The organism is Lacinutrix salivirga (genome assembly GCF_053604675.1).
On the sequence record NZ_JBSHNP010000082.1, the window covers coordinates 34,687 to 61,684 of the forward strand.

At 32.7% G+C, this 26,998-nt stretch carries 26 protein-coding genes; 23 read left to right on the forward strand and 3 right to left on the reverse strand.

What is annotated here, in order from left to right:
- Positions 1 to 56 precede the first annotated feature (56 nt).
- The 14 genes from ACVC5O_RS03275 to bioA all read left to right on the forward strand — a co-directional run bounded on the left by ACVC5O_RS03275 (position 57) and on the right by bioA (position 14,699).
- Positions 57 to 1,214, forward strand: coding sequence for a homogentisate 1,2-dioxygenase (locus tag ACVC5O_RS03275; RefSeq protein ID WP_452220032.1), 1,158 nt, complete (start codon positions 57 to 59; stop codon positions 1,212 to 1,214).
- 1 nt (position 1,215) lies between these two features.
- Positions 1,216 to 1,710 carry a CCC motif membrane protein gene (locus ACVC5O_RS03280; protein ID WP_452220033.1) on the forward strand — a complete coding sequence of 165 codons (495 nt, stop codon included), beginning with the start codon at positions 1,216 to 1,218 and terminating at the stop codon, positions 1,708 to 1,710.
- 6 nt (positions 1,711 to 1,716) lie between these two features.
- Complete coding sequence (gene hppD, locus ACVC5O_RS03285) at positions 1,717 to 2,880, forward strand: 4-hydroxyphenylpyruvate dioxygenase (protein ID WP_452220034.1); 1,164 nt, start codon at positions 1,717 to 1,719, stop codon at positions 2,878 to 2,880.
- A 147-nt stretch (positions 2,881 to 3,027) separates the two neighbouring features.
- A complete protein-coding gene (locus ACVC5O_RS03290; protein WP_452220035.1) occupies positions 3,028 to 3,807 on the forward strand; it encodes a DUF3108 domain-containing protein in 780 nt (259 codons plus the stop codon).
- A gap of 5 nt (positions 3,808 to 3,812) precedes the next feature.
- Positions 3,813 to 4,745, forward strand: coding sequence for a tryptophan 2,3-dioxygenase family protein (locus ACVC5O_RS03295; RefSeq protein ID WP_452220036.1), 933 nt, complete (start codon positions 3,813 to 3,815; stop codon positions 4,743 to 4,745).
- A 6-nt stretch (positions 4,746 to 4,751) separates the two neighbouring features.
- Positions 4,752 to 6,035: a peptidoglycan DD-metalloendopeptidase family protein gene (locus ACVC5O_RS03300; protein WP_452220037.1), complete on the forward strand. Its 1,284-nt coding sequence runs from the start codon at positions 4,752 to 4,754 to the stop codon at positions 6,033 to 6,035.
- Between the two features lie 3 nt (positions 6,036 to 6,038).
- Complete coding sequence (gene pgi / locus ACVC5O_RS03305; protein ID WP_452220038.1) at positions 6,039 to 7,682, forward strand: glucose-6-phosphate isomerase; 1,644 nt, start codon at positions 6,039 to 6,041, stop codon at positions 7,680 to 7,682.
- Between the two features lie 167 nt (positions 7,683 to 7,849).
- Positions 7,850 to 8,506: a carboxypeptidase-like regulatory domain-containing protein gene (locus tag ACVC5O_RS03310; protein ID WP_452220039.1), complete on the forward strand. Its 657-nt coding sequence runs from the start codon at positions 7,850 to 7,852 to the stop codon at positions 8,504 to 8,506.
- A 128-nt stretch (positions 8,507 to 8,634) separates the two neighbouring features.
- Complete coding sequence (locus ACVC5O_RS03315; protein WP_452220040.1) at positions 8,635 to 10,548, forward strand: TonB-dependent receptor domain-containing protein; 1,914 nt, start codon at positions 8,635 to 8,637, stop codon at positions 10,546 to 10,548.
- A 96-nt stretch (positions 10,549 to 10,644) separates the two neighbouring features.
- Positions 10,645 to 11,088, forward strand: coding sequence for a hypothetical protein (locus ACVC5O_RS03320; protein WP_452220041.1), 444 nt, complete (start codon positions 10,645 to 10,647; stop codon positions 11,086 to 11,088).
- Positions 11,089 to 11,158: 70 nt separating this feature from the next.
- Entirely contained in the window at positions 11,159 to 12,328 is a 1,170-nt protein-coding gene (locus tag ACVC5O_RS03325) for an aminotransferase class I/II-fold pyridoxal phosphate-dependent enzyme (RefSeq protein WP_452220042.1), read from the forward strand.
- Positions 12,321 to 12,734 (forward strand): DUF2007 domain-containing protein, encoded by a 414-nt coding sequence (locus tag ACVC5O_RS03330; RefSeq protein WP_452220043.1) that lies wholly within the window; start codon positions 12,321 to 12,323, stop codon positions 12,732 to 12,734. Before ACVC5O_RS03325 ends, ACVC5O_RS03330 begins: the two co-directional genes overlap by 8 nt.
- Positions 12,731 to 13,348 carry a dethiobiotin synthase gene (gene bioD, locus ACVC5O_RS03335; RefSeq protein ID WP_452220044.1) on the forward strand — a complete coding sequence of 206 codons (618 nt, stop codon included), beginning with the start codon at positions 12,731 to 12,733 and terminating at the stop codon, positions 13,346 to 13,348. The genes ACVC5O_RS03330 and bioD overlap by 4 nt, the downstream gene beginning before the upstream one ends.
- A gap of 85 nt (positions 13,349 to 13,433) precedes the next feature.
- The gene (gene bioA / locus ACVC5O_RS03340; protein WP_452220045.1) at positions 13,434 to 14,699 is read left to right on the forward strand and encodes an adenosylmethionine--8-amino-7-oxononanoate transaminase; all 1,266 of its coding nucleotides are present in this window, start codon (positions 13,434 to 13,436) and stop codon (positions 14,697 to 14,699) included.
- Positions 14,700 to 14,909: 210 nt separating this feature from the next.
- Here bioA and ACVC5O_RS03345 read toward each other — a convergent pair whose 3' ends face one another.
- Positions 14,910 to 15,509 carry a nitroreductase family protein gene (locus tag ACVC5O_RS03345; protein ID WP_452220046.1) on the reverse strand — a complete coding sequence of 200 codons (600 nt, stop codon included), beginning with the start codon at positions 15,507 to 15,509 and terminating at the stop codon, positions 14,910 to 14,912.
- A 109-nt stretch (positions 15,510 to 15,618) separates the two neighbouring features.
- On the opposite strand from ACVC5O_RS03345, the gene ACVC5O_RS03350 reads away from it, so the two are divergent.
- Positions 15,619 to 15,954, forward strand: coding sequence for a winged helix-turn-helix transcriptional regulator (locus ACVC5O_RS03350; protein ID WP_452220047.1), 336 nt, complete (start codon positions 15,619 to 15,621; stop codon positions 15,952 to 15,954).
- A gap of 15 nt (positions 15,955 to 15,969) precedes the next feature.
- Here the strand turns inward: ACVC5O_RS03350 and ACVC5O_RS03355 are convergent, their stop codons facing one another.
- Positions 15,970 to 16,407 carry a cytochrome c oxidase assembly factor Coa1 family protein gene (locus ACVC5O_RS03355; protein ID WP_452220048.1) on the reverse strand — a complete coding sequence of 146 codons (438 nt, stop codon included), beginning with the start codon at positions 16,405 to 16,407 and terminating at the stop codon, positions 15,970 to 15,972.
- A gap of 84 nt (positions 16,408 to 16,491) precedes the next feature.
- Between ACVC5O_RS03355 and ACVC5O_RS03360 the strand changes: the two genes are divergently transcribed.
- The 7 genes from ACVC5O_RS03360 (at position 16,492) to ACVC5O_RS03390 (ending at position 22,781) form a co-directional block, all read left to right on the forward strand.
- Positions 16,492 to 17,640, forward strand: coding sequence for a beta-ketoacyl synthase N-terminal-like domain-containing protein (locus ACVC5O_RS03360; RefSeq protein WP_452220049.1), 1,149 nt, complete (start codon positions 16,492 to 16,494; stop codon positions 17,638 to 17,640).
- A 54-nt stretch (positions 17,641 to 17,694) separates the two neighbouring features.
- Positions 17,695 to 18,315: a hypothetical protein gene (locus ACVC5O_RS03365; protein ID WP_452220050.1), complete on the forward strand. Its 621-nt coding sequence runs from the start codon at positions 17,695 to 17,697 to the stop codon at positions 18,313 to 18,315.
- Entirely contained in the window at positions 18,284 to 19,708 is a 1,425-nt protein-coding gene (locus ACVC5O_RS03370) for a flotillin family protein (protein ID WP_452220051.1), read from the forward strand. Before ACVC5O_RS03365 ends, ACVC5O_RS03370 begins: the two co-directional genes overlap by 32 nt.
- Positions 19,709 to 19,765: 57 nt before the next feature.
- Positions 19,766 to 20,221, forward strand: coding sequence for a hypothetical protein (locus ACVC5O_RS03375; protein ID WP_452220052.1), 456 nt, complete (start codon positions 19,766 to 19,768; stop codon positions 20,219 to 20,221).
- A gap of 32 nt (positions 20,222 to 20,253) precedes the next feature.
- Positions 20,254 to 21,348, forward strand: a complete 1,095-nt coding sequence (gene bioB / locus ACVC5O_RS03380; RefSeq protein WP_452220053.1) for a biotin synthase BioB — start codon at positions 20,254 to 20,256, stop codon at positions 21,346 to 21,348.
- Between the two features lie 70 nt (positions 21,349 to 21,418).
- Positions 21,419 to 22,270 carry a cupin-like domain-containing protein gene (locus ACVC5O_RS03385; RefSeq protein WP_452220054.1) on the forward strand — a complete coding sequence of 284 codons (852 nt, stop codon included), beginning with the start codon at positions 21,419 to 21,421 and terminating at the stop codon, positions 22,268 to 22,270.
- Positions 22,271 to 22,286: 16 nt separating this feature from the next.
- Positions 22,287 to 22,781, forward strand: a complete 495-nt coding sequence (locus ACVC5O_RS03390) for a DUF6646 family protein (RefSeq protein WP_452220055.1) — start codon at positions 22,287 to 22,289, stop codon at positions 22,779 to 22,781.
- Positions 22,782 to 22,845: 64 nt separating this feature from the next.
- Here the strand turns inward: ACVC5O_RS03390 and ACVC5O_RS03395 are convergent, their stop codons facing one another.
- A complete protein-coding gene (locus ACVC5O_RS03395) occupies positions 22,846 to 23,319 on the reverse strand; it encodes a regulatory protein RecX (RefSeq protein ID WP_452220056.1) in 474 nt (157 codons plus the stop codon).
- A 391-nt stretch (positions 23,320 to 23,710) separates the two neighbouring features.
- Between ACVC5O_RS03395 and ACVC5O_RS03400 the strand changes: the two genes are divergently transcribed.
- The gene (locus tag ACVC5O_RS03400; protein ID WP_452220057.1) at positions 23,711 to 26,881 is read left to right on the forward strand and encodes a lamin tail domain-containing protein; all 3,171 of its coding nucleotides are present in this window, start codon (positions 23,711 to 23,713) and stop codon (positions 26,879 to 26,881) included.
- The last annotated feature ends 117 nt before the right edge of the window (positions 26,882 to 26,998 follow it).

Below are 26,998 nucleotides of genomic sequence, written 5' to 3' on the forward strand. Positions count from 1 at the left end.
TTAATTATAAAGACTCAAACTTTTAATTATTAGTATAACTTCTAAATAAAATAACAATGCCATTTTATCATAAATTAGGAAAAATTCCACCTAAACGTCACACACAATTTAGAAAACCTGATGGAACCCTATATGCCGAACAACTGTTTGGAACCATTGGCTTTGATGGGATGTCCACAAATTCTTATCACGAGCAAAGACCAACACAAGTTAAAGAAATTAGAAAACAATATAGTGTTGCTCCAAAAATTGCAAAAGCAAATCACATTCAATCTTATCGTTTCAGAGGTTTTCAAATTAAGCCAGAAAACGATTATTTAACCAGCCGAAAAGCAGTGCTTACCAATAGTGATTGTACAATTATTTTAGCTGCACCAAAACAATCTACTAAAGATTATTTTTATAAAAATACAGATGCCGACGAGTTAATTTTTATCCATAAAGGCACAGGAAAATTGCGCACAATGCTTGGCAACTTAGATTTTAAATATGGAGATTACCTTTTAGTGCCACGTGGTATAATTTATAAAATAGATTTTGACACAGAAGATAATAGATTGTTTATTGTAGAGTCTCGCAGACCAATTTATACTCCAAAACGATACAGAAACTGGTTTGGGCAATTACTAGAACATTCCCCTTTTTGTGAACGCGATATTCGCCAACCGCAAGAGTTAGAAACCAACAACGAAAAGGGCGAATTTATAATAAAAGTTAAAAAACAAGACGATATTTTTGAAATGGTGTACGCCTCTCATCCTTTTGATGTAGTAGGCTACGATGGCTATAATTATCCTTATGCCTTTTCAATTCATGATTTTGAACCTATAACAGGACGCATCCACCAGCCACCTCCTGTGCATCAAACCTTTGAGACAGACGCCTTTGTTGTATGCAGTTTTGTGCCTCGATTATACGACTATCATCCAGACAGTATTCCTGCTCCTTACAACCATAGTAATATAGATAGTGATGAGGTATTATATTATGTAGATGGAGATTTTATGAGCCGAAACGATATAGACGCAGGACACATATCATTACATCCTGCAGGAATACCTCATGGTCCACATCCAGGCGCAACAGAGCGTAGCATAGGAAAAACTAAAACAGACGAACTTGCAGTAATGGTAGATACTTTTAAACCTTTAATGGTTACAGAAGAAGCCATGAAAATTGCAGACGAAGAGTATATAAAATCTTGGTTAGAATAGTATGAATTACAATAAATTACCAGCAGATAATTCTGCTCAAACACTAGGAATTATTGCATTAGTTATAGTGGTTTTAGGTTGTTGTTGTGGCTTTGTTTCTGTAATATCATTAATATTGAGTATTGTAGGTTTAGTAAACGCAAACAAAAGTATTAGAGAGTATTTAGAACACCCAGAATCTTATTCGCCTAATAGCTTTACAAATGTAAAAAACGCTAAAATTATAAATATAATCGCTTTAATTATAAGTGGTATAATAACTCTTTTCTATGTAGCATACTTTTTTATATATGGCGCATTTGTATCAACAGTAGTAATGGAAGCATTAAAAGAACGAGACAGAAATTCAAATTACCAATGGGAACAAGATTCGACCTTTTATGAAAATGATTCCATATATTACGAAGAAGACACATTTATAATCGAAAGTGATTCTATTAATTTAGATTCCATAAACACTAAAGAATTAAACGAAAAAACGAACTCAGAAAATTAAACTATTATGAGTAAAAAAGAAGTAAAATCGGTAAACTACGGTTTAGAAAAAATATTTGAAGGTGCACAAGATTTCTTACCACTTTTAGGGACAGATTATGTAGAGTTTTATGTTGGAAACGCCAAACAATCTGCACACTATTATAAAACGGCATTTGGCTTTCAAGACTATGCCTATAAAGGCTTAGAAACAGGCTCCAAAGACTCGGTGAGTTATGTGCTAAAACAAGATAAAATTCGCTTAGTGCTAACTACACCTCTAAATAGTAAATCGCCAATAAACGACCATATTGTTAAACATGGAGATGGTGTAAAAGTTGTTGCACTTTGGGTAGATGATGCCAGAAAATCTTATGAGGAAACCACAAAACGTGGCGCAAAATCATATATGGAGCCAGTTGTAGAAAAAGACGAATTTGGCGAAGTTGTACGTGCAGGAATTTATACCTACGGAGAAACTGTACACATGTTTGTAGAACGCAAAAACTACAAAGGTGTATTTATGCCAGGTTTTGTAGAATGGAAAAGTGAATACAACCCAGAACCTGTTGGATTAAAGTATATAGACCACATGGTAGGCAATGTAGGTTGGGGACAAATGAATACTTGGGTAAAATGGTACGAAGATGTTATGGGATTTGTAAACTTTTTGTCTTTTGACGATAAGCAAATCCACACAGAATACTCTGCACTAATGAGTAAGGTAATGAGTAATGGAAATGGACGCATTAAATTCCCTATAAACGAACCAGCAAAAGCTGCCAAAAAATCTCAAATAGAAGAATATTTAGATTTTTACGAAGACTCAGGAGTACAGCACATTGCAGTAGCAACAGACGATATTATAAAAACAGTAGCACAATTAAAAGCAAGAGGTGTAGAGTTTTTACCTCCTCCTCCACAAGCGTATTACGATGATATACCGAGACGTCTTGGTGTACACATGGATATGATGAAAGAAGATATTAAAGAGCTTCAAAAACTATCCATACTAGTAGATGCAGACGAAGAAGGCTATTTACTACAAATATTCACAAAACCTGTTGAAGACAGGCCAACTTTGTTTTTCGAAATTATTCAAAGAATGGGAGCACAAGGTTTTGGAGCAGGTAATTTTAAAGCCTTATTTGAGTCTATTGAAAGAGAACAAGCAAAAAGAGGTACACTTTAACAAACTTTAACGTTAAAAATTTAAAAAATGCTATCATAAATATCGATAGCATTTTTTTGTTTTATATTTTTGGAATAGTAATTGTAATCTACTGAGTATAACAAAATAAATATGCTCTAAAAGAGTTATATTACAAGGACTTATATTATGAAAACAAGATTACTTATATTACTAACTATACTAGCATTTAACTTTTCGTTTTCCCAACAAGAAAGTGCATTTCAGGATGGAGAATGGTTTAAATTTAAAATGAGTTATAGTGGCTTCTTAAAAGCAGGAAATGCAACATTATCTGTAAAAGAAACTACATTAGATAATAAGCCTGTTTTTCATGTGGTTGGTAAAGGCTGGACAACAGGAGCCATAAAATGGTTTTTTAAAGTAAAAGACCGTTACGAAAGCTATTTTGATACTCACAAAATTTTGCCCTATAAGTTTATTAGAGATATTGATGAAGGTGGCCATAAAAAAAACATAGAAATAGATTTTGATCAAAACAATCAAAAAGCACATGTTTTTAATAAAAAATACAATAAAAAAACAATTATAGATACCAAGCCAAATGTGCAAGATATGGTATCTACATTTTATTATTTAAGAAACAAATTAGACGTTTCTTCCCTTAAAATTGGTGATGAAATAAAATTAGACATGTTTTTTGACCAAGAAAACTATGGCTTTAAATTAAAATATTTAGGCGAAGAAACTATAAAAACTAAATTTGGTGAAGTAGAAACCATAAAATTTAGACCTTATGTAATGGCAGGACGTGTCTTTAAAGAAGAAGAAAGTCTAACCCTTTGGGTAAGTAAAGACAAAAATAAAATACCTTTGCGAATTAAAGCAGATTTAGCTGTTGGATCTTTAAGAGCAGATTTAGAAGCTTTTAAAGGATTAAAACACCCTTTTAAAATAATTTTCGATTAAATATTATGCCAAACCAACCAAATTTTGACAGCATACTAGAAGCACTTCAAAAAAAATATAACGACATAGGTCAGGATACAGACGACCACCTAATGGGCTTGCTATACAGTAAACCTATTACGTATTGGGATTATATACAAACAGACGCGCTTTTAAATTTACAAACACAACGTACCACTTTGCCAGACGAAATGGTATTTATTGCATACCATCAAATTAACGAGTTGATTTTTAAAATGATTCTTTGGGAAATCTCTCAAGTGTCTGAGAAAGAAAATCTAGACGTTACGTTTTTTGAGAGCAAAATAATGCGCATAAGCCGCTATTTCGATATGTTAACCACTTCGTTCAATATAATGAGAGAAGGTATGGAAATTGAACAATACATGAAATTTCGATATACCTTAACACCAGCTAGTGGTTTCCAAAGTGCACAATACCGTTTAATTGAATTTGCTTCAACAGAACTTATTAACCTCATCGATTACAGGTTTAGAAGTACTATAAATAGAAACACACCTTACACACATGCCTTTGAACACTTGTACTGGCAAGCTGCAGGAAAAGACTATTCTACAGGAAAAAAATCGACACTTTTAGTAAATTTCGAAAACCGCTACAAAGACGAGTTTTTAAGATTTATGGAAAGTTATAATACCAAAAATTTATGGACTCGTTTTAAAGAATTACCTAAAGAAGATCAAAAAAATCCTGAACTAATAAAAGCAATGAGACATTACGATTACACAGTAAATGTAACTTGGGTAATGGCACATTATAATGCTGCAAAGCACTATATTGAAAGCGGAACAGGAGATGGAGAAGCAACAGGTGGAAGCGACTGGAAAAAATACATGCATCCAAAATACCAACGCAGGATTTTCTTCCCAGAACTATGGTCTAAAGAGGAATTAGAAAATTGGGGAACTAATGTTTAAAGAATAATGATGAAGAATGTTTTATTTATAGTGGTACTACTCATTGCAATTTACTCTTGCAAAAAAGAAGAACGACCAATAATAGATACGGTTTCTGTTATAGAACCAGAAGAAGAAATCTTAGAATTTGGCTTTAATTTAAAAGATTATATAGTAAAAAGAGATACCATTAAAAAAGGGGATAGTTTTGGAGAAATTTTAGAACGCAATAATATAAATTACTCTAGAGTTTTCGAAATTGCCGAAAAAGCGAAAGACACCTTTGATATAAGACGATTACAAGTCGGTAAACCATACACACTTTTATGTACTAACGATTCTTTACAAGAACCTAAATGTTTCATATACCAACCAAACAAAGAAGATTATGTAGTTATTAATTTTCAAGATTCCATACATGCCTACAAAAGCACAAAACCAATTAAATATGTAGAGAAAGAAGTTTCAGGAGTTATTAATTCTAACATTTCACAAGCTTTACAAGACCAAGGTGTTTCAGTATTATTAGCATATCAAATGTCAGATATTTATGCGTGGACAATAGATTTCTTTAGACTTCAAAAAAACGATAGATTTAAAGTAATCTATACAGAAAAATATATAGACGATAGTATTTACGCAGGAATAGATAATATAAAAGCAGCTTATTTTGAACATAATAATGAGCCTTTTTATGCATTTCAATACGAAACGGATAGCCTTAAAGGCATCAAAGATTACTTTAGCGAAGATGCTAAAAACTTACGTCGTGCCTTCTTAAAAGCACCATTAGAATATAAGCGTATTTCCTCTCGCTTTAACTTAAAAAGACGTATTGCACTTTACGGAAACAGAATTAGACCTCATAAAGGCACAGATTTTACAGCAGCAATTGGGACTCCAATTAGAGCAACCGCTAACGGAACAGTTATAGAATCGGCAAAACGTGGAGGCAATGGTAACTATGTAAAAATTAAACACAACTCAACCTACTCCACACAATATTTACACATGAAAGCCCGAAAATCTAAAGTAGGTGATTTTGTAAAACAAGGCGATGTTATTGGATGGGTTGGTATGACAGGTAATACCTCTGGACCGCACGTGTGTTATCGCTTTTGGAAAAACGGAAGACAAGTAGATCCCTTTAAACAAAAGCTCCCAGAAGCAGAGCCAATTTCAGACAGTTTAAAAGTAAAATATCTAGACTATATACAACCAATAAAAGCACAATTAGATGCCATTTTATTTGAGACTCAACTAGAAGACATACCAAAAACTGATAAAAATCTTATCACTTTAGCACAATAATTTATGCCATTACCAACCGTAAATCCAACCCAAACTAAGGCTTGGAATAAACTTAAAAATCATTTCGAGACTATAAAAAATGCACACATGAAAACCATGTTTGCAAACCATCCTAGTAGAGCACATGAGTTCACCATTACGTTTGAAGATTTTTACGTGGATTATTCCAAAAACAGGATAAATGCAGAGACTATCGAGTTGCTTTTAGAATTAGCTAATGAAGTAAAATTAAAAGAAGCCATACAAGCCTATTTTGGAGGAGAAACAATTAATAAAACCGAAAACAGAGCAGTTTTACACACAGCGTTAAGAGCACCTGAAAACGCTAATTTTAAAATAGAAGGCAAAAATGTAATGCCAGAAATTTTTGAAGTTAAACAAAAAATAAAACACTTTACTCAGGCTATTACCTCTGGAGAACAAAAGGGGTTTACAGGCAAAGCATTTACAGATGTTGTAAATATAGGCATTGGAGGTTCAGACCTTGGACCAGCAATGGTAGTAGAGTCGCTTCAGTTTTATAAAAACCATTTAACCACACATTTTGTTAGTAATGTAGATGGAGACCATGTAAACGAAGTACTAAAAAAAATAAACCCAGAAACTACGCTATTCGTTATAGTTTCAAAAACATTTACAACACAAGAAACTTTAAGTAATGCCAATACTATTAGAAATTGGTTTTTAAAGCATGCAACCCAAAACGATGTTGCCAAACATTTTGTAGCAGTATCAACAAACACAAAAAAGGTTGAAGAATTTGGTATTGCCTCACAAAATATTTTTCCAATGTGGAATTGGGTTGGAGGTCGTTTTTCATTGTGGAGCGCAGTAGGATTAACCATTGCTTTAGCAGTAGGCTATACTAATTTTAATAGCTTATTAAAAGGCGCAAACTCAATGGATAACCATTTTAGAGATGAGACTTTTAAGTCTAATATACCTGTAATTACTGCACTATTAACCATTTGGTATAACAACTTTTTTAAAGCTGAAAGTGAAGCAGTAATAGCCTATTCTCAATATCTAAACCAATTTGCAACCTATTTGCAACAAGGGATTATGGAAAGTAACGGAAAGAGTATAGATAGAAATGGAGAGCGAGTAAATTACCAAACAGGAACCTTAATTTGGGGAGAACCAGGCACCAATTCGCAACACGCCTTTTTTCAGCTTATCCATCAAGGCACAAAACTAATTCCTGCAGATTTTATTGGTTTTGCAGAGTCGCTTCATGGCAATCAAGACCATCATGATAAGTTAATATCAAACTATTTAGCGCAAACCGAAGCCTTACTAAATGGTAAAACTAAAGACGAAGTTGTAGCAGAGTTACAATCACAAAACCATTCTCAAGCCGAAATAGAGTCGCTTACACCATATAAAGTATTTGAAGGCAATAAGCCAACAACCTCTATTTTTATTAAAAAGTTAACACCAGAAAGTTTAGGAAAACTAATCGCAATGTACGAACATAAAATATTTGTACAAGGTGTGATTTGGAATATTTTTAGCTATGACCAATTTGGTGTAGAATTAGGAAAACAACTTGCCAACAAAATTTTAAAAGAATTTGATAAAAGTGAAATTAAAAATCATGATTCTTCAACCTCAAATCTTTTAAAATACTTCAAAAAATTTAGATAAAAATTGTTAAAAAGCTTGTTAAAAGCTTTTTGTATTAAATAATTATTAAAGCTTTATTTGTTTTAAATTGCTGTGCACGCATAATTGTTAACATTTAGTTAATGATAAACTATTAATAAGTCGTACTTTTGCCAAAAATTTAAAACCAATTTTTAATATTTAAACAAATGAAGCAATCAATTAAATTTTTATTTCTAGCAATTGCTATTATGTTTTCTGCCAATGTAATGGCACAAAGTATAGTATCAGGTACTGTTGTAGATTCCGACAATCTGCCATTACCAGGAGCTAACGTTATTGAAAAAGGAACCTCAAACGGAACAACTTCTGATTTTGATGGAAACTTTAAATTATCAACTACAGGAAACTCAGGAACAATTGTGGTTTCTTATGTAGGTTATGGAAAGGTAACAATGCCTTACAATGGGACATCAAACCTAGGTAACATTACATTAACTTCTGATAACACATTAGAAGAAGTGGTAATTGTTGGATCTGGTGTAATCGATTTAGCAGAGGGTAGAAAAACACCAATTGCTGTATCGACTATTAAAGCTAAAGAAATTCAGGAAAAAATTGGTTCTGGAGATATTACAACTTCTCTGGTAAACACACCTTCTGTATATGTTGCTGGTCAATCTGGTGGTTTTGGAGATTCTAGGATTGCAGTGAGAGGTTTTGAGCAAGATAATACAGCTTTCTTATTAAACGGACAGCCAATTAATGGTATGGAAGACGGTAAAATGTACTGGTCTAACTGGTCAGGAATGAATGATGTTGCAAATGGAATTCAAATCCAACGTGGATTAGGATCATCTAAATAGCCATTTCTTCAGTAGGAGGTACTGTAAACTTTGTTACAAAAACCACTGATAAAAGAGAAGGTGGCTTTGTAAAAACTACGGCTGGTAACAATAACTATTTAAAAACAACAGCATCTTATAGCTCAGGAATGTTAGAAAATGGTTTTGGTGTTACAGCATTATTAACGCATTGGCAAGGTGATGGTTATAATATGGGAACTTTTGGTCAAGGTCAAACTTACTTTTTATCTTTTGGTTATAAAGCAAACGAAAATCATAACTTCAATTTCTTATTAACTGGTGCTCCACAATGGCATGATCAAAACTTTTCTAAATCTATTGAAACATATTTAGAAAGAGGTAGAAAATTTAATGACAACTATGGTTATTACCAAGGGAATTACCAAACAGAAAGAAGGAACTTTTATCACAAGCCTGTAGCTAACTTAAACTGGGATTTTACTATAAACGACAATACAAACTTATCTACTGTATTATATGCTTCTTGGGGACGAGGAGGAGGAACTGGAGGACGTGGTAACAGAATACGTACTGCAGATGGTTTAGTAGATTATAATGCAATTCATGCTTTTAACAATGCTGTAACAGATGGAGCAGGAGGGAATTTTGCAGCAGGAAATGGATATGTAACACGTGCATCTATGAACTTACATAGCTGGTATGGTATAGTATCTAACCTAGAAATTGATTTAAGCGAAAACCTTACCTTAAACACAGGTGTAGATTTAAGAACTTATAACGGAACTCACTTCCGTCAAGTAGAAAACTTTCATGGTTTAAAATCTTGGCAAGAGAACATTAGATTAGTTGATCAAAATAATAATCACCAAACTTATGGTTCTTTTGGAACTTATAAGAGTGTTGTGGTTACAGAAGCTTATGCTGCAAATCCATGGACTGCAACTTTTAATACATTAGGAGAAGACCAAAGAATCGCTTGGGATTACGAAGAAACTATTAACTATGGTGGTTTATTCGCTCAATTAGAATATGCTAATGATAATATGTCGGTATTCTTTCAAGGTGCTGCATCTAACCAATCTCACCAAAGAACTGATAGATACCAATATGCAGACGATGAGCTAATTGCTGAAATCGAAGCTGAAACTAATGCTGATTTTGTAAACCCAGATACTGGAGAGTCTATTACAGATGGAACAAAAGCAGAAAAAGTATCTAACTTTGGTTTTAATGTAAAAACTGGTGGTAGCTATATAATTAACGAGAACAATAATATATATGTTAATGCAGGATATTATTCTCGTCAGCCATACCATGATAATATTTACTTAAACTTTACAAACCAAGTAAACCCTTTAACAGAAAATGAAAAGATTTTTGGTCTTGAAGCTGGTTATGCTTTTTCTAGCCCAAGGTTCTCTGCAAGTCTTAACCTTTATAGAACTTCATGGAAAGATAGAGTAACAACAACTTCTGATACAGATGATGATGATAACTTAATCTTTATTACAAACGAAGGTGTTGAGCAATTACACTCAGGTGTAGAAGTAGATTTTACAGCTAGAGTAATGGATAAATTAAGACTTAAAGGTTTTGCCTCTATGGGTAATTGGGAATATGTTGGTAATGCGAGAACAACTACTAGAGATGAAGAAAATAATGTTTTAGATTTTGAAGATGTAGATGTAGATGGAGGTAAAGTTGGTGATGCAGCTCAATTCACAGCTGGATTAGGTTTTGTTTATAATGTAACACGTAACTTTAGCTTTGATGCAGATTATAGATATAACGATAAGCTTTACGCAAGAGTAGGTGCTGTAAAAGAAAATTTAGAGTTACCATCTTACGATTTAGTAGATTTTGGAGCATCTTACAAAATGATTTTAGGAAAAGAAGACGACAAATCTCTTGACTTTAGATTAAACATAAATAACTTGTTTGATTCTGTATATTTATCTGAATTATCATCAAATAATCCTGTTGAAGCAGGTGATGAAACTTATGAAGGAATTAACGTAAGTAACAGAGGTTACTTTGGTTTAGGTAGAACATGGAACGTTAGTTTACGTTACAACTTTTAAATAAATCTTATTATTTTAAAAACCGCTTCAACCGAAGCGGTTTTTTTATGCTTAATAATTACTACATTTGTTTTTAAATAAAAAAACCTCAAGATTATGTATCCAACCGTAAAAATGCTTCACTCCTATTGGGCTTATTTAGTGTTTATAGTTTTAGTATTAGCCACTTTAAGTGCGCTTTACAAAACCTTTACTAATAAAGAATATTCCTTTAAAGATTTTAGATTATCGCTGTTTACACTTATCGTATCTCACATACAATTACTTATAGGTATTGTGCTCTTTTTTGCAGCAGATTATTTAAGTATAATTAGCGAAATAGGTATGGGAGAAGTAATGAAAAACAGTACCTTACGATCAAATATCATAGAACATCCATTAACTATGATTATAGCAGTTGCATTAATTACGATTGGCTACTCTAAGCACAAAAAGAAATTATTATCTAAGCCAAAATTAAAAACTATAGCTATATTTTATACAATCGCTTTAATTTTAGTAATTGCTAAAATGCCTTGGAAAGTGTGGTTTAATTTATAAGCATTAAATAATGATTTTTTATTTTAACTATGAATACAAAACACAGGTAAAATTGTTTACATAGATTAAAATGCTTCCAAAAAAACTACAGCAAAAACTAGACAATCGCAAAGCAGAGAACAGCTTACGCTCTTTACCTTTACAAAATAATTTAGTGGATTTTTCGTCTAACGATTATTTAGGGTTTTCTAAAAATATAACAATTTTTAATGCTGCTCACAAGTATGTAGTGAGTAATAACATGGCTCAAAATGGAGCAACAGGTTCGCGTTTATTATCAGGAAATCACTCACTATACACTAGTTTAGAAACCACATTAAGCTCATTTTATAATAGCGAGTCGGCTTTAGTTTTTAATTCTGGGTACGATGCTAATATTGGCTTTTTTCAGGCTGTGCCTCAACGTGGAGATATTATTTTGTTCGATGAGTATATACATGCCTCCATTAGAGATGGTATAAAAATGAGTGATGCAAAAGGTTATAAATTTGCTCATAATAATTTAAAGGATTTAGAGCAATTACTTACACGATACATTCAACAAGATTTAAACTCTCACAACCAAATATACGTAGTCACAGAATCGGTTTTTTCTATGGATGGCGACTCGCCAGACCTAAAAACACTTTCGGAACTCTGTAAAAAACACAAAACGCTTTTAATTATAGACGAAGCACATGCTATTGGTGTTTTTGGAACATTAGGCTGTGGATTAGTACAAGATTTAGGATTAGAAAATGCTGTTTTTGCTAGGATTATAACCTTTGGAAAAGCTATAGGTTGCCATGGAGCAGCAATTTTGTGTAGCGAACAACTAAAGCAATATTTAGTGAATTTTTGCCGTTCGTTTATATATACAACGGGTTTGTCGCCTCACGCAATAGCTTCAGTTATTCAAGCTTACAATCAGTTTTTTGTGCTTCAAAACTTGCAACAAAATCCAATACAAGAATTGCATAATAACATTTCATTTTTTAAATCCGAAGTACTTCGACTTCATCTCAACAAGCACTTTATTCCAAGTCATTCTGCTATTCACTGCTGCATAGTTTCTGGGAACGCTACTGTAAAATTTATTTCGGAGCAATTTCAGCAAAAAACATTTAGCGTTAAAGCTATTTTATCGCCAACTGTTCCAAAAGGAAAAGAACGTTTGCGTTTTTGTTTGCACAGCTACAATTCTCAAACCGAAATCACTAAAGTGTTGGAGTTACTTAGTACCTTTGTAACTAATGAGTGATAAGTTTAAAATCATAGCAAAATTCCCGTATTCGTCTGAGGCTCAAATTATAAAAGGACGCTTGGAAGCCGAAGGAATTCCTGTTTTTTTGTCAGATAATTTAACAATAGACACAGATCCTTTGGTGAGTCAAGCAATTGGTGGTGTTAAATTAAAAGTTCTGGCAGAAGATGCTTTAAAAGCACAACATATTTTAAGTACTATTTCGCAATATTCTTTAGATGACGAGGGTGAAACCATACATTGTCCTAATTGTAATAGCGAGAAAATTGATTTATTTTCTACAATAAAAGACTTTAAATCTTTCTTTTCCTTTGTGTTTGGAGTGTTGTTTTCTGCGCTTCCTTTTTATACAAAACACAAATATGTTTGTGAAGATTGTAAAACCGAATTTGATTTAAAATGAAAAAAATTTTCGTAACAGGTATCTCTACAGAGGTTGGTAAAACCATTGCTTCTGCTATTATTGTTGAAGCTTTACAAGCCGATTATTGGAAGCCTATACAAGCTGGTGAATTGGACCATTGTGACACTAAAAAAGTAAAACAACTAACTTCTAACACAAAATCGCAATTTTACGATAATAGTTACGCATTAAAAACACCAATGAGTCCTCATGCTGCTGCTGCTATTGATGGTGTATCGATAAACACCAAGAAAATAACCGAACCAAAAACTACAAATAATTTGGTAATTGAAGGTGCTGGAGGAATATTAGTACCAATTAATAATACACAAACTATTGTAAACCTAATACAGCCAGATTACAAAGTAATTGTAGTCTCTAGGCATTATTTGGGCAGCATTAATCATACGCTTTTAACTCTAAATTTATTAAAAGAGAAAGGGTTTGATTGTGCTTTAATGTTTAGCGGAAACGAGCATAAAACAACCGAGGACATTATTGAAAAAATGGCTAAAGTTCCAGTTATTGGTCGTGTAGACGAAGAGCCTTATTTTGATAAAAATGTGATTAAGGAATATGCCGAAAAATTTAAAACGAAACTTAACAAGTTATAACCAAAAACAGTTACAATAAAAGTATCCATAAACGTTGGTTTGAGTGATTTTGAGGCAAGAAACATTGTATTGAGAACTATTAATTATGACATTAAAAGAAAGAGATAAAAAACACCTTTGGCATCCTTTGCGTCAACACCAACTGCAACCCGAAAGTTTAGCAATTGTAAAGGCTAAAGGTTGCGTGCTTACAGATGAAGATGGTAAGGAATATATTGATGCTATTTCCTCTTGGTACACTTGTATGTTTGGACATTGTAACTCGTATATAATAGAGCAAACCTACCAGCAAATGCAACAGCTAGACCAAATAATGTTTAGCGATTTTACGCATGAACCTGCTGTAAAACTATCCGAAGCATTAATTAAAATTTTACCTAAAGGTCAAAACAGAATTTTCTTTAACGATAATGGCTCCACTGCTGTAGAAGCTGGTATTAAAATGGCGTTGCAATACTATTTTAATACTAACGATAAACGCTCTACTTTTATCGCTTTCGAAAATGGGTTTCATGGTGATACTTTTGGAGCAATGAGTGTTTCTGGCTTATCGGTTTACAATGGTCCTTTCGAGGAGTTTTTAATTAATGTTAAGCGTATTCCAACACCAAATGGCGTAAATACTGACGCTATTTTAACTACATTAAAAGACTATATTTCTAATCACAAAATTGCAGGTTTTATTTACGAACCCTTAGTGCAAGGTGCTGCAGGAATGAAAATCCATAATGCAAATGGATTAAACCAAATTCTTAAATTTTTAAAAGCACAAAACATTTTAACTATTGCAGACGAAGTTATGACTGGTTTTGGCAAAACAGGACGTTATTTTGCTTCAGATTATATGGACACTAAACCAGATATTATTTGCCTTAGTAAAGCTTTAACTGGTGGATTGGTACCTATGGCAATTACATCGTGTACCGAAAATATTTACGAGGCTTTTTTAAGTAACGAGATGGCAAAAGGCTTTTTCCATTGCCACACCTACTCTGCTAATCCAATGGGTTGTGCAGCAGCAATTGCGAGTATAGAGTTATTACAATCTAAAGATATCCAAGACCATATTAAGCAAATAACAGCATCGCATAAAGCCTTTGATTTACGCATAAAACACCATCCAAAAGTGGAATCTACTCGGCAAATTGGTGTTATTTATGCATTAGATTTAAATGTAAAAATGAAACGCTATGGTGATTTACGAGATAAATTACTACATTTTTTTATGAAAAATGGTGTGTTTTTAAGACCTCTTGGAAACACTATTTATATACAAGTCCCTTATGTAATTACTAAACAACAATTAGAAACTATTTATACTACTATTGAAGCTGCTTTGGAGACAGTGTAGTCTGTTTTTAAATGTCTATCTTTTAGTACCAACGGAATTACTGAGATTGTTTAAATATGAAATAGTTTTTATCTAACTGAGCGCAGTCGAGCTTTTGTTGTTTTAAAAACTAGAGGATTTCGACTGCGCTCAATATGACTTTTTTATTCTAAAGGTTCAATAAAACTATAAATTATAAGAGTATTATTTATAAAAGTGAAATTTCTTCTTCTAAATAGATTTTACTACTTCATTTAAAGATCTTCTCGATTTAGGCTTTTTACTTGGTTGATTAAAATCGTCTTTATCTCTGTAACCAATAGCTACTGCTACAATTGTCGAGTAATCGGTTTGATTTAAAATTTTATCGTAGTTAATAGGTTCAATACCTTCCATTGGTGTTGCATCAATTCCCATTTCTGCGCAAGCACTAAGTAAAATACCTAACGCTAAATACACTTGTTTTTCAAACCATGATTTAATGTGTGCTTCTGGTTGAGGCTTAATAAACTCTTTGTAATAATCCACTGCACCTTTTGGAAGTTCTTTTTCTATTTGCGCTTCAAACAATTCTAAATTATTAATTCGGCTAAACACTACAACAGTATCACAATCAATTACTTTCTCGTTATTTATCCAAGACACCTCAGATAATTTTTGCTTGGTATCTGTGTTGGATACAAAAGTAAATTTCCAAGGCTGACTGTTTATGGACGATGGACTTAGTTGTAAAATTGTTTTTAATTCTTCAATTTTATTTTTTTCAATTTTTTTAGAGGCATCATAATTTTTAGTGGTATAACGATGTTGCATAGATTCTATAAAACTCATATTTATCTGTATTTAATTTATACTATATTTTTTATAGTTGCAAAAGTAAGTATAGTATTTTATCTTTGCAATAACGGTCAAAAAGGATAGTTTAATTTTAGTTGGTATTATGTATATATTCAAACAAAAAGAATACCCTTGTAGTGCAAGTTTAACAATGAGTCTTATTGGTGGAAAATGGAAAACGGTTATCTTATTTCATTTAATAGAAAAACCACTTAGGTATAATGAATTAAGAAAAGAAATGCCAACAGTAACAGAGCGTACGCTAAGTTTACAATTAAAAAAACTAGAAGAAGACGATATTATAAAACGAAAAGTATATACCACAAAACCACCTTTAAAAGTGGAATATTCGTTAACCGAATTCGGAAAAACTTTAGTGCCAGTAATACACTCTATTGCTAATTGGGGAAATTTTGCAGTAGAAAATTATTCGAAATAGCTTTTTAATTTAAAATTAATCCGCCTCCAAACTAACCGTCTCCAACAAATCAATTTTCTCTTCAGTATCTTTTATAATTACGTACAACGCGTCGTAATCCCATTGATCGTCAATTTTTTCTCCAACAACATACAACGTGCCTTTCCCTGTTTCGCCTTCAATAGGAATGCTAATATCTGCAACACTCTTTCCGTTTGTATAATTTAAGTTTCCACTAAACATCCCATAAGTATCAATAGAATCTCCTAGTTTTTCTTGGACTAAAGGGTTTAGTTTTGCCTGTGTTACAGCATGCTCGTAAGGTGTAGCATTTTTAAAAGCATTGATACCTGTAAATACAGCAGCTCCTAAAACAAAAATCCCAACTATAATAATGGTTAAACAACCACCAACTGGCACAACCCATTTCCAGTTACGACCAAACCAATTTTTATTTTGTACGTGCTCTTCCATAATAATCTATTTATTTTATAAGTAATATATTTTTCGCTTTTGTTACATTTTTAGAAGCTTTACTTTTGCCTAAAATAAAATTTCTTGCAAAAACCCGTTTTTATTACAGCCATTCAATCTATTTCTCCTTTAGGAAATACAACTAATGAAATTTGGAAAAATTACAACACCAATACTCATTTTTTGTCTTTAAAGAAAGGTAATGTTGTGGCACAACTTTCTGCAGAATCTAAAACTATAATAGAACACTTAAAAGTATCTGACGCAAAATACAAATCTTTAGATGATTCTGTTTTATTTGCAATACATTCGGCAAGGCAAGCAATACAGCAAGCACGATGGAATCCTGAGGATAATTTTGGAGTAAACGTAGGTTCATCTCGAGGAGCAACTGCTCTTTTTGAACACTATCATAAAGCATTTTTAAATAGAAACAAAGCTGAAACCTTAACCTCACCAACCACTACACTCGGAAACATCTCCTCTTGGATTGCTCACGATTTGCAAACTAAAGGTCCAGAAATAAGCCACTCCATAACCTGCTCTACTGCATTGCATTCTATGTTAAACGGAATTGCTTGGTTACAAGCTGGTATGGCAACAAAATTTTTAGTTGGAGGAAGCGAAGCACCTTTAACACCTTTTACAATTGCACAAATGCAAGCACTTAAAATCTATTGTCACTCAGAGCAAAGCGAAAAATCTTATCCTTGCCAAGCACTTAATCTGGAAAAAACAAAAAACACAATGGTATTAGGGGAAGGTGCAGCAATGGCCTGTTTAGAGTTGGAAGACAATCCTAATTCTTTAGCAAAAATTATAGGAGTTGGTTACGCTACAGAAGTTTTAGAACATAACGTGTCACTTTCAGCTGAGGCTATATGTTTTCAAAAATCAATGCAAATGGCTTTAGGCGACATTAATCCTGATGAAATAGATGCTATTGTAACGCATACACCAGGAACAATAAAAGGCGATATAGCCGAAATAAATGCAATAAACACCATTTTTTGTAACAAAACGCCTGCATTGACTACTAATAAGTGGAAGTTAGGTCACAGTCTTGGTGCTTCCGGACTATTAAGTATAGAAATGGCAGTAATGATGCTTCAAAACCAAAAATTTATTGCTGTACCTTATTTACAATCAGAATTGCCTAAAAGCATTAAAAAAATCATAGTTAATGCTGTTGGTTTTGGTGGAAATGCTGTAAGTATTCTACTTTCAAAATAAATATTGCTCGACACCTTTAAAGGTGTTATATTTCCAACTTAATACATTTAAAATATGGAATGGTTTTCTAATTTAGAGGCTTTTGAACAATTCTTTTGGATTATTGCGCTTATTGGCTCTCTAGTCTTTGGATTTGTTATTGTAACTACATTTGCTGGAGTAGATGGAACAGACGATTTAGATAGTGTTGAAACAGATACAGGAATTGGATTTCAGTTTATCACCTTTAAAAATCTTGTTGGCTTTTTTACAATTTTTGGATGGATTGGTATTGCGTGTATAAACGCAGACTTTTCTAGACCTGTAACGGTTATAACAGCTTTTGGCTGTGGTTTATTAATGATGGCAATAATGGCAACTATGTTTTATTCCATGAGAAAATTAACAGATAGTGGCACACTAGATTATAAAAATGCTATAAATGCAATTGGAGAAGTCTATTTAACCATTGGTGCAAACCGCTCTAAAATGGGTAAAGTAAGCGTTAGAGTACAAGGCTCCTTGCGAGAATTAGAGGCATTGTCCGATTCTTTAACCGAATTAAAATCAGGCACATTAATACAAGTAGTCGATGTGACTAGCAATGGCATTTTAATAGTAAACGAAACTAAAAAACCTATAGAACCAATTAAACAACAAACACATGAACTACCTTCTGACACAAGAACCTTTTAAATTAGGCTTTCCAATAGCCATTATTTTTGCAATACTTTTTGTATTTGTATTCCTAATTATTTTAATAAAACGCTATAAACGTTGTCCTTCAGATAGGATATTAGTGGTTTATGGAAAAGTAGGAGGCGGACAATCTGCTAAATGTATTCATGGTGGAGCAGCTTTTATTTATCCAGTAATTCAAGACTACCAATTCTTAGATTTAACACCAATCTCTATTGAGGTCAACTTAGTGAATGCGCTTTCAAAACAAAACATTCGTGTTAATGTACCATCGCGTTTTACTATTGGTGTATCTACAGAACCTGGAATTATGCAAAATGCTGCAGAACGTCTTTTAGGACTTAACCAAAATGATATTCAAGAATTAGCGCAAGAAATCATTTTTGGTCAATTACGTTTAGTGGTTGCTTCAATGGATATTGAAGAAATTAATAATGACAGAGATAAATTTTTAACTAATATTTCTCAAAGTGTAGAATCAGAGTTAAAGAAAGTAGGTCTAAAGCTAATTAACGTAAATATTACAGATATCGTAGACGAGTCTGGTTATATTGAAGCATTAGGAAAAGAAGCAGCAGCACATGCCATAAATGCTGCACGTAAATCTGTAGCCGAAAAAACTAGAGATGGATCTATAGGTGAAGCCAATGCTGTACAAGACGAAAGAACTCAAGTAGCAGCAGCAAATGCACAAGCGGTTGAAGGAGAAAACACAGCAAAAATTGCAGTAGCAAATTCAGATTCTTTGCGTCGTCAACGTGAAGCAGAAGCAGAACGTGTTGCAATAGCATCCGAAAAAGTACAAAGTGCAAAAGCCTTACAAGAATCGTATGCTGCAGAGCAAGAAGCAGAAACAGCAAGAGCAGAGCGCGAAAGGTCTTCCCAAATGGCAGATGTTATTGTACCTGCGGAAATTGATAAACGTAAAGTAGAAATTGATGCAGAAGCAGAAGCAGAACGTATAAGAAGACGTGCTAAAGGTGAAGCAGATGCTATATTATTTAAAGCACAAGCAGAAGCACAAGGACAGTTTGAGGTGTTAACCAAACAAGCTGCTGGTTTACAAGAAATTGTTAAAGCTGCTGGAAACAATAGTAGAGATGCGGTTTTATTATTAATAGCAGATAAATTACCTGAATTGGTAAAAACACAAGCTGATGCAATTAAGAACATCAAAATAGACAAAGTAACGGTTTGGGATAATGGTGGAAATGGTGAAGATGGTAAGTCCTCTACAGCAAATTTCTTGTCAGGAATGTACAAATCTGTTCCTCCTTTACAAGAAATGTTTAATATGGCTGGTATGGATTTACCAGAATACTTAAAAGGTAAAGACTTAAAAAGTGATGCTGAAGCAGAAGTTATAGAAAGTAAAAATCCGAAATCTTAATAAGTATTAATTAAGTAAAATCTGAAAAATATGGTTTTCTACAATAAGAATAGTTTTATGAAATGGGTCATCGCAATTACACTTCTTATCTGTGGTTTAATCTTATTTTTTGAAAATAAATCTAGAGGCGTTTTACTTATTGTTACTGGAATTATCATCTATTTTTTTAAAAAAGGAATAGAAATACTAATTGAAAATAAAACATATCGAAATTTCTTTTCTTTTTTTGGTTTCCGTATTGGTAAATTGGAAAATTTACCAAAAATAGAATACGTGTCAATATTCAATACTAGGGAATATACTTTAGATCCAGCTTTAAGGGTAGATGCAGAACCTGGAGTGTCAAAAACATATGATATTATTCATGTTAACTTATTTTATAATACCAATCAAAAAATTACAGCGTTTAGAACTAAAAGTAAAAAAGAAGCATTTAAAGTTGCAAAAGAAATGGCAAATAGATTAAATATTGATATTTTAGACGCAACAGAACCAAAATCTAAATGGTTATAACTATTTTTGAATTACAAAACTGATACGATTTTATGAGCGAAGTAAGACACAATTGGACTAAAGAAGATATTTTAGAGATTTACAATAAACCTTTAATGGAGTTGCTTTACGAAGCAGCAACAATACATCGTTTACATCACGACCCTAACACTGTTCAAGTTTCAACTTTATTATCTATAAAAACAGGAGGTTGTCCAGAAGATTGTGGCTATTGTCCTCAAGCAGCTCGTTACCACACTAATGTAGAAGGAAACGATTTAATGAGTGTACAGCAAGTAAAAGCACAAGCCTTACGTGCAAAAGCTTCTGGTAGTTCTCGTGTTTGTATGGGAGCTGCTTGGCGAAATGTTAAAGATGGTCAAGAATTTGACGATGTTTTAGAAATGGTACGTACCATAAATAAACTAGATATGGAAGTGTGTTGTACCTTAGGTATGATTACCGAAAATCAAGCACAACGTTTGGCAGAAGCTGGTTTATATGCCTACAATCATAATTTAGATTCTTCAGAAGAATATTATAAAGAAGTGATTTCCACTCGTGGTTACGAAGACCGATTACAAACCATTGATAATGTACGTAAAACAAATGTGACTGTTTGCTCTGGTGGAATTATTGGGATGGGAGAAAAAATTGAAGACAGAGCAGGAATGCTAGTTGCATTGTCAACTTTAAATCCACAACCAGAATCTGTGCCAATTAATGCTTTAGTAGCTGTAGAAGGTACTCCACTCGAAGAACAAAAACCAGTCTCTATTTGGGAAATGATTAGAATGGTAGCAACCACTCGAATTATTATGCCAGAAACGCAAGTGCGCTTAAGTGCAGGTCGCAGAGACATGAGCAGAGAAGGACAAGCGATGTGCTTTTTCGCAGGAGCAAATTCAATTTTTGCAGGAGATAAGTTATTAACCACTCCAAATCCTGATGTAAATGAAGATATGGAGATGTTTAAAATGCTTGGTTTAAATCCTCAAAAACCATTTATTAAAAAAATGCAGCCAGAAACAGTGGAAGCTTCGGACTCTAAATTTGAAGCTTTGGGAGAAAAGCCAAAATGGACACGACCAGATCATAAAATAGACCGCAACGAAGACGCTAAACAAAAAGCTAAAGCACTGAAATAGTTAAAGTTTTCTTTCAACATTTTCAATTTAGCAACGTTTATTTAACTTTGTAGGCTTAATTTAATATTATTTGAAATTAAATCTTCAACATATACCTCGTGTTAAAACGATAACCAAAGAGGACTTTATATCCAATTACTTTAAACCACAAAAACCTGTGGTTATTGAGCAATATATTGAGGATTGGCCAGCCTATTCTAAATGGAGTTTAGAGTATATGAAAACAGTAGCTGGCGATAAAATTGTCCCTTTATATGATGATAGACCTGTAGATTACAAAGATGGGTTTAATGAGCCTCACGCCAAAATGAAAATGAGCGAATATGTAGATTTGCTAAAACGAGAGCCTACAAAATATCGTATTTTTTTATGGAATATTTTAAAGGAAGTGCCTAAGCTTCAAAAGGACTTTACATTTCCTGATTTTGGATTAAAACTCATGAAGGGTTTACCTATGTTGTTTTTTGGTGGTACCAATTCGCATACCTTTATGCACTACGATATCGACTTGGCAAATATTTTTCATTTTCATTTTGAAGGAAAAAAACAGTGTATTCTTTTTGATCAAAAACAAAATAAACACCTCTATAAAATCCCTCATTCTTTAATTGTAAGAGAAGATATCGATTTTTCTAATCCTAATTTTGACAAATGGCCAGCATTAAAAAAGGCTAAAGGTTATATTACAGAATTAAACCATGGCGAAGTGCTTTATATGCCAGAAGGCTATTGGCATTACATGAAATATTTAACACCTGGATTCTCAATGAGTTTACGAGCTATTGCTAGACATCCAAAAAATTTAGGAAAAGCAGTCTATAATATTGTAGTAATGCGTAATTTTGACAACTTAATGCGACGTTTAAAAGGTCAAAAATGGATAGACTGGAAAAATGAGCAAGCAATAAAAAACACCAAATAAAATAAATTTAAAAAACATGAAAAAATTACTATTTGTAATAGCCATACTTAGTGTTTCGTTTATAAACGCGCAGGCTTTTGAAGGTAAAGGGGATCAAAAATTTCAGATTGGAGCTAATTTTCAGGATTTTGCTACTGGAATAAATGTAAGCTATGATTATGGAATTGGACAAAATCTTTCCATAGGTGTATCTTCTACTTATGCATTAAGTGTAAAAGACAATGACATTCTAAATGCTGACTTTGGAGACCGTTTTGATATTAAGGCACGTTTAAATGCCAACTTAGGAAACGTTATTAATATTGACGAAAACTTTGATGTGTATCCAGGTTTAAGTTTAAGTACTAAAAATTTTGGAGGTCATTTAGGCTTTCGTTATTTATTTACTGATGGCTTTGGAATTTACTCTGAATTAAATACTCCATTAGCTAAATATAAGGAAAATCCTGTTGGACCTGAAAATATTCATAACCAGTTTACAATAAGTTTTGGAGCTGTATTTAATCTTTAAGATTTAAAAAATAAAAAAACTAAAGCCTTTCAAATTTAATTTCTGAAAGGCTTTTTTTATGCTACTATTTTATAAGTTCTTTGGCTTTATCATATACCAAAAAAGACTCCCAACCACGATATAATAAATAATCTATAAGCTTTTTTCGTTTTTTATAAATATTGGTCTCTTTTATAGAATTTACTCTTTTTTTTGCTAATTCATTAAATACTTGTAAATACTCTTCATCATCTATTTCATTAAGTGCTGTCTGTATATTAAATTTAGAAATATCTTTTTTCTTTAATTCTAAAATAAGACGTTGTTTACCCCATTTTTTAATCCTGAATTTTCCCCTAGTATAAGCTTTTGCAAAACGCTCTTCGTTAAGAAAATTGTGCTCCAAAAGATGAACAATTACAACATCTAAAGCTTCTGGTATCATATTCATATCTCTTAGCTTTTGCCTAACTTCCTTATGACTGCGCTCTTGATAAGCACAGTAATGTTCTAACTTTTTTATAGCTTCGGTAACTGTAAATGTCTGTTTTTGGTACATGCATTAAAAATAAAACTATTTAATAAACTTGCGCTTATATTGGTTATAAATTTACGACTACAATTTAGCCACTGTATTATTTATTTACAGACTTTACATTACTAATTAATAGATATAAAATGTTATTATATTACCTCAAAGTCTATCTTTAAAATTATAACAGCCTTTAAATGAATAATCCAAAAGGTTTTTGTTCATTACGGATTTTAATAACATCTAATAAGCAGTGAATTAACTTGTCATTCATCTTAAAAATTTGAAATAACTAAACAGATAATCTATAAAAACTTAGTGTTGACCTAATAAAAACTGTCTTTTTTGTTTTAAATAAAGTATTAAAATATCTTTATCCTAATTAATAATTTTATTGATCTATTGAAGCCCTCAAATTATGAAGCATTTACAATTACTTATTGTCGCAGTTTTATTTACATTTAGTTACAGTTATTCTCAAACTATTTATACAGAAAATTTTAATGGTCAAGCGTTAAAAGGAGCTTTTTATACCACAATGACTGAGGTTGACACTAACGGTGTTAATTGGTCTGTTGATGTAACAGGAACTTTATTTGCAGCAACTAACGACTGGTTTCAAGTAAGAAACGGAAGGTTAACAGGAAGAGATACAGGTGGACCAGCAATATGGTACTCTCCAATACTTAACACCTCAGCATTTACTAATATAGGATTTAGTTTAGAAGCTGAAGAAAATGTGCATACAGAAGCAAATGATTCTTATGTAACCCAATATACTATAGATAATGGTGTAACTTGGATTACTGCTACAACAAATGGCAATTTAATTGGTGGTACATTTACTACAGCAACTGTTTCAGAAACTGGGATTACTGGTGGCTCTTTACAATTAAGAGTAATAATGACCAATAATGGTAATAGAGAGCGTTTTTGGTTAGATAATGTTACAGTTACTGGAACTCCAAATAGTGCTCCTGTTATAATAGCAAACCCAAACGGTATTTCTGGTTTAAGTTATGTAGAAGGAAATGTATCTTTAGAACCTGAAATTTTTACTGTTCAAGGTTTTAATTTAACAACAGATATTACAATTACTGCACCTGCAAGTTTTGAAATAGCAACAAATCCTGGAGGTCCATTTTCTTCTAGCATTGTGTTACCAATAACTTCTGGCAGTGTTGCACTAACAAATATTTATGTTCAACTCGTTTTTGGATTGCCCGTAAATACTTATAACGAAACTATAACTATTACGAGCTCTGCGTTGCCTAACGAAACAGTTTCTGCACAAGGAGAAGTATTTGCTACAACACCAGCTACAGATTGTGCAGAATTATTTATTTCTGAATATCATGAGTCTGCACCTGGTACACCTGAGGAACAATATATAGAATTGTATAATCCATCGACTACAAGTATAGATTTAGCCAATTACCAACTAGCAAGATTTACAAATGGAAGTACTAATCCTCCTTTATTAACAAATTTAGTGGGTACTGTAGCTCCATATTCAACATTTTTAATTTCGAGAAACGGCTCAGCATTATGTGATAATGGTGTTGCAGATCAATGTAACGCTGGAGGAGCAATCGTATTTACTGGTAATGATGTTATGGCATTACAAACCAGAGATGGTGTTAATATTGATGTTATAGGAACCATAGGAGTAAATACAAATTTTGCTAGAGATATTGTGCTTAGAAGAAACGAAGATGTTTTGGCTCCAACGCCAACTTATACTCCTTCTCAATGGACTTCTACGCCATCTAACAATACCAGTAAATTAGGTTCTCATTTAAACGATTGCCAATGTCCTGCAACCACAACTTGGGATGGCACGAATTGGGATAATGGAAATCCAGATTCTTCGACTCAAGCTATTTTAAATGCTAGCTATGACACTGCAACGTTTGGTAGCTTCAATGCGTGTTCTTTACTCATAAACACAAACCCTGTCACAACAAATCCTGAATTTAGATTAACTGTAAGTAATAATACCTTTGTTGAAATTGAAAACAGTATAGAAGTTAACGGCGAATTATACGTAGAAACACAAGGTAACTTTGTTCAAAACAACGACTCTGCTCTATTTACGTTAATAGGGTCAGGTACTGCTTTAGTTAATAAAGAAACAACACCTTTAAATAGTGTTTTTGAATATACTTATTGGAGTTCGCCTGCTGCAAACGTTACTGTAGCTAATGGTTTAGCTTTTGCCAATCCAGGAAGACGTTTTTGGTTTAATGCTGCTAATTTTGAAGATGTTCTAATAGAAAACGCAAATACAAATACATTTACACCAGGCTCTGACGATATTGATGATAATGGAGACGATTGGACCTTTGTTACTAATCCAACTGCAAGCAGTTTTATAATGGAACCAGGAATGGGTTTTGCCTCTACACACTCTAATGTTGGCTTTGTTTCTGGCAATCAATACACTTATACTTTTGAGGGTCCTTTACATAATGGACAATACACTAGAGCTATTGCTTATAATGGCGCAAATGGCGATAACGATTGGAATTTAATTGGTAATCCTTACCCTTCGGCTTTAGATGCTTATGCCTTTTTAGATGCTAATACTAGTGTTATTAATGGTGTGATTTATTTATGGTCGCAAAATACACTTGCAGATCCTAACGCTAGTGGTAGCCAAGGTCAAAATTTTACAGATGCAGATTATGCAATTATTACTCGTAATAGTGGTAATACAGCTGGAGGAGATGGCGTAACTCCAGATAATTTTGTGCCTTCTGGTCAAGGCTTTTTTGTACAAGGTTTAGCAAATGCAGAGGTTACTTTTACTAATGCTATGCGAATGGCTGATGCTACAAGTAATACTCTTTTCTTTAGAAATAATTCTAATAATAACAACTCCACTCCTAACAGATTGTGGTTAAACTTAACTACAGATACTAATATTTTTAATCAAATGCTAGTCGCTTATGTAGATGGTGGAACTAATGGTTATGATGGAGGAGCCTATGATGCCTCAAGAAGTTTAGGCAGTGGTATTTCTGCAATGATTTATACCAAAATAGATAATGACCCTAGAAAATTTGCTATACAAGGTAAAAATCCTAGTAGTTTAGATATAGATGAAGTGATTCCTGTAAGTTTTAAATCTAACGTTACTGCATCTACACTTTATACATTATCTATCGATCATTTTGAAGGTGATTTTTTAAATAACAACACCATATATTTAAAAGATAATTACATGACTATTGTGCATGACTTGAATGCTTCAGACTATACCTTTACTTCTGAAGCTGGTGAGTTTGACGATCGTTTTGAAATTATATTTAACCCAAATACCCTTTCTGTAGATCAAAATGAAATTGCTACAAATACTATTTCGATACTAGAGCTCGCTAATGATAATGTTCAATTTTCTGTATCACAAGACACAGCTATAAAAAATATTACTATTTACGATGCTTTAGGACGTGTGTTATATAATTTAAAAGGAAACAATAGTACAGAGATTTACAACCTCTCTAAACTAAGTCAAGCACCTTATGTGGCGCAAATAGAGTTGTCTAATGGTATAACTATTAGTAAAAAGGCAATAAAAAAATAATATAATTAGACTATATGAGTCGTCCTAAAATAGGTTGACAGTTTTTAAAAAATAAATTAAACCAGAGAAGTTAACTTCTCTGGTTTTTTGTTATGTATAAAATTAGGTGTTTTCATG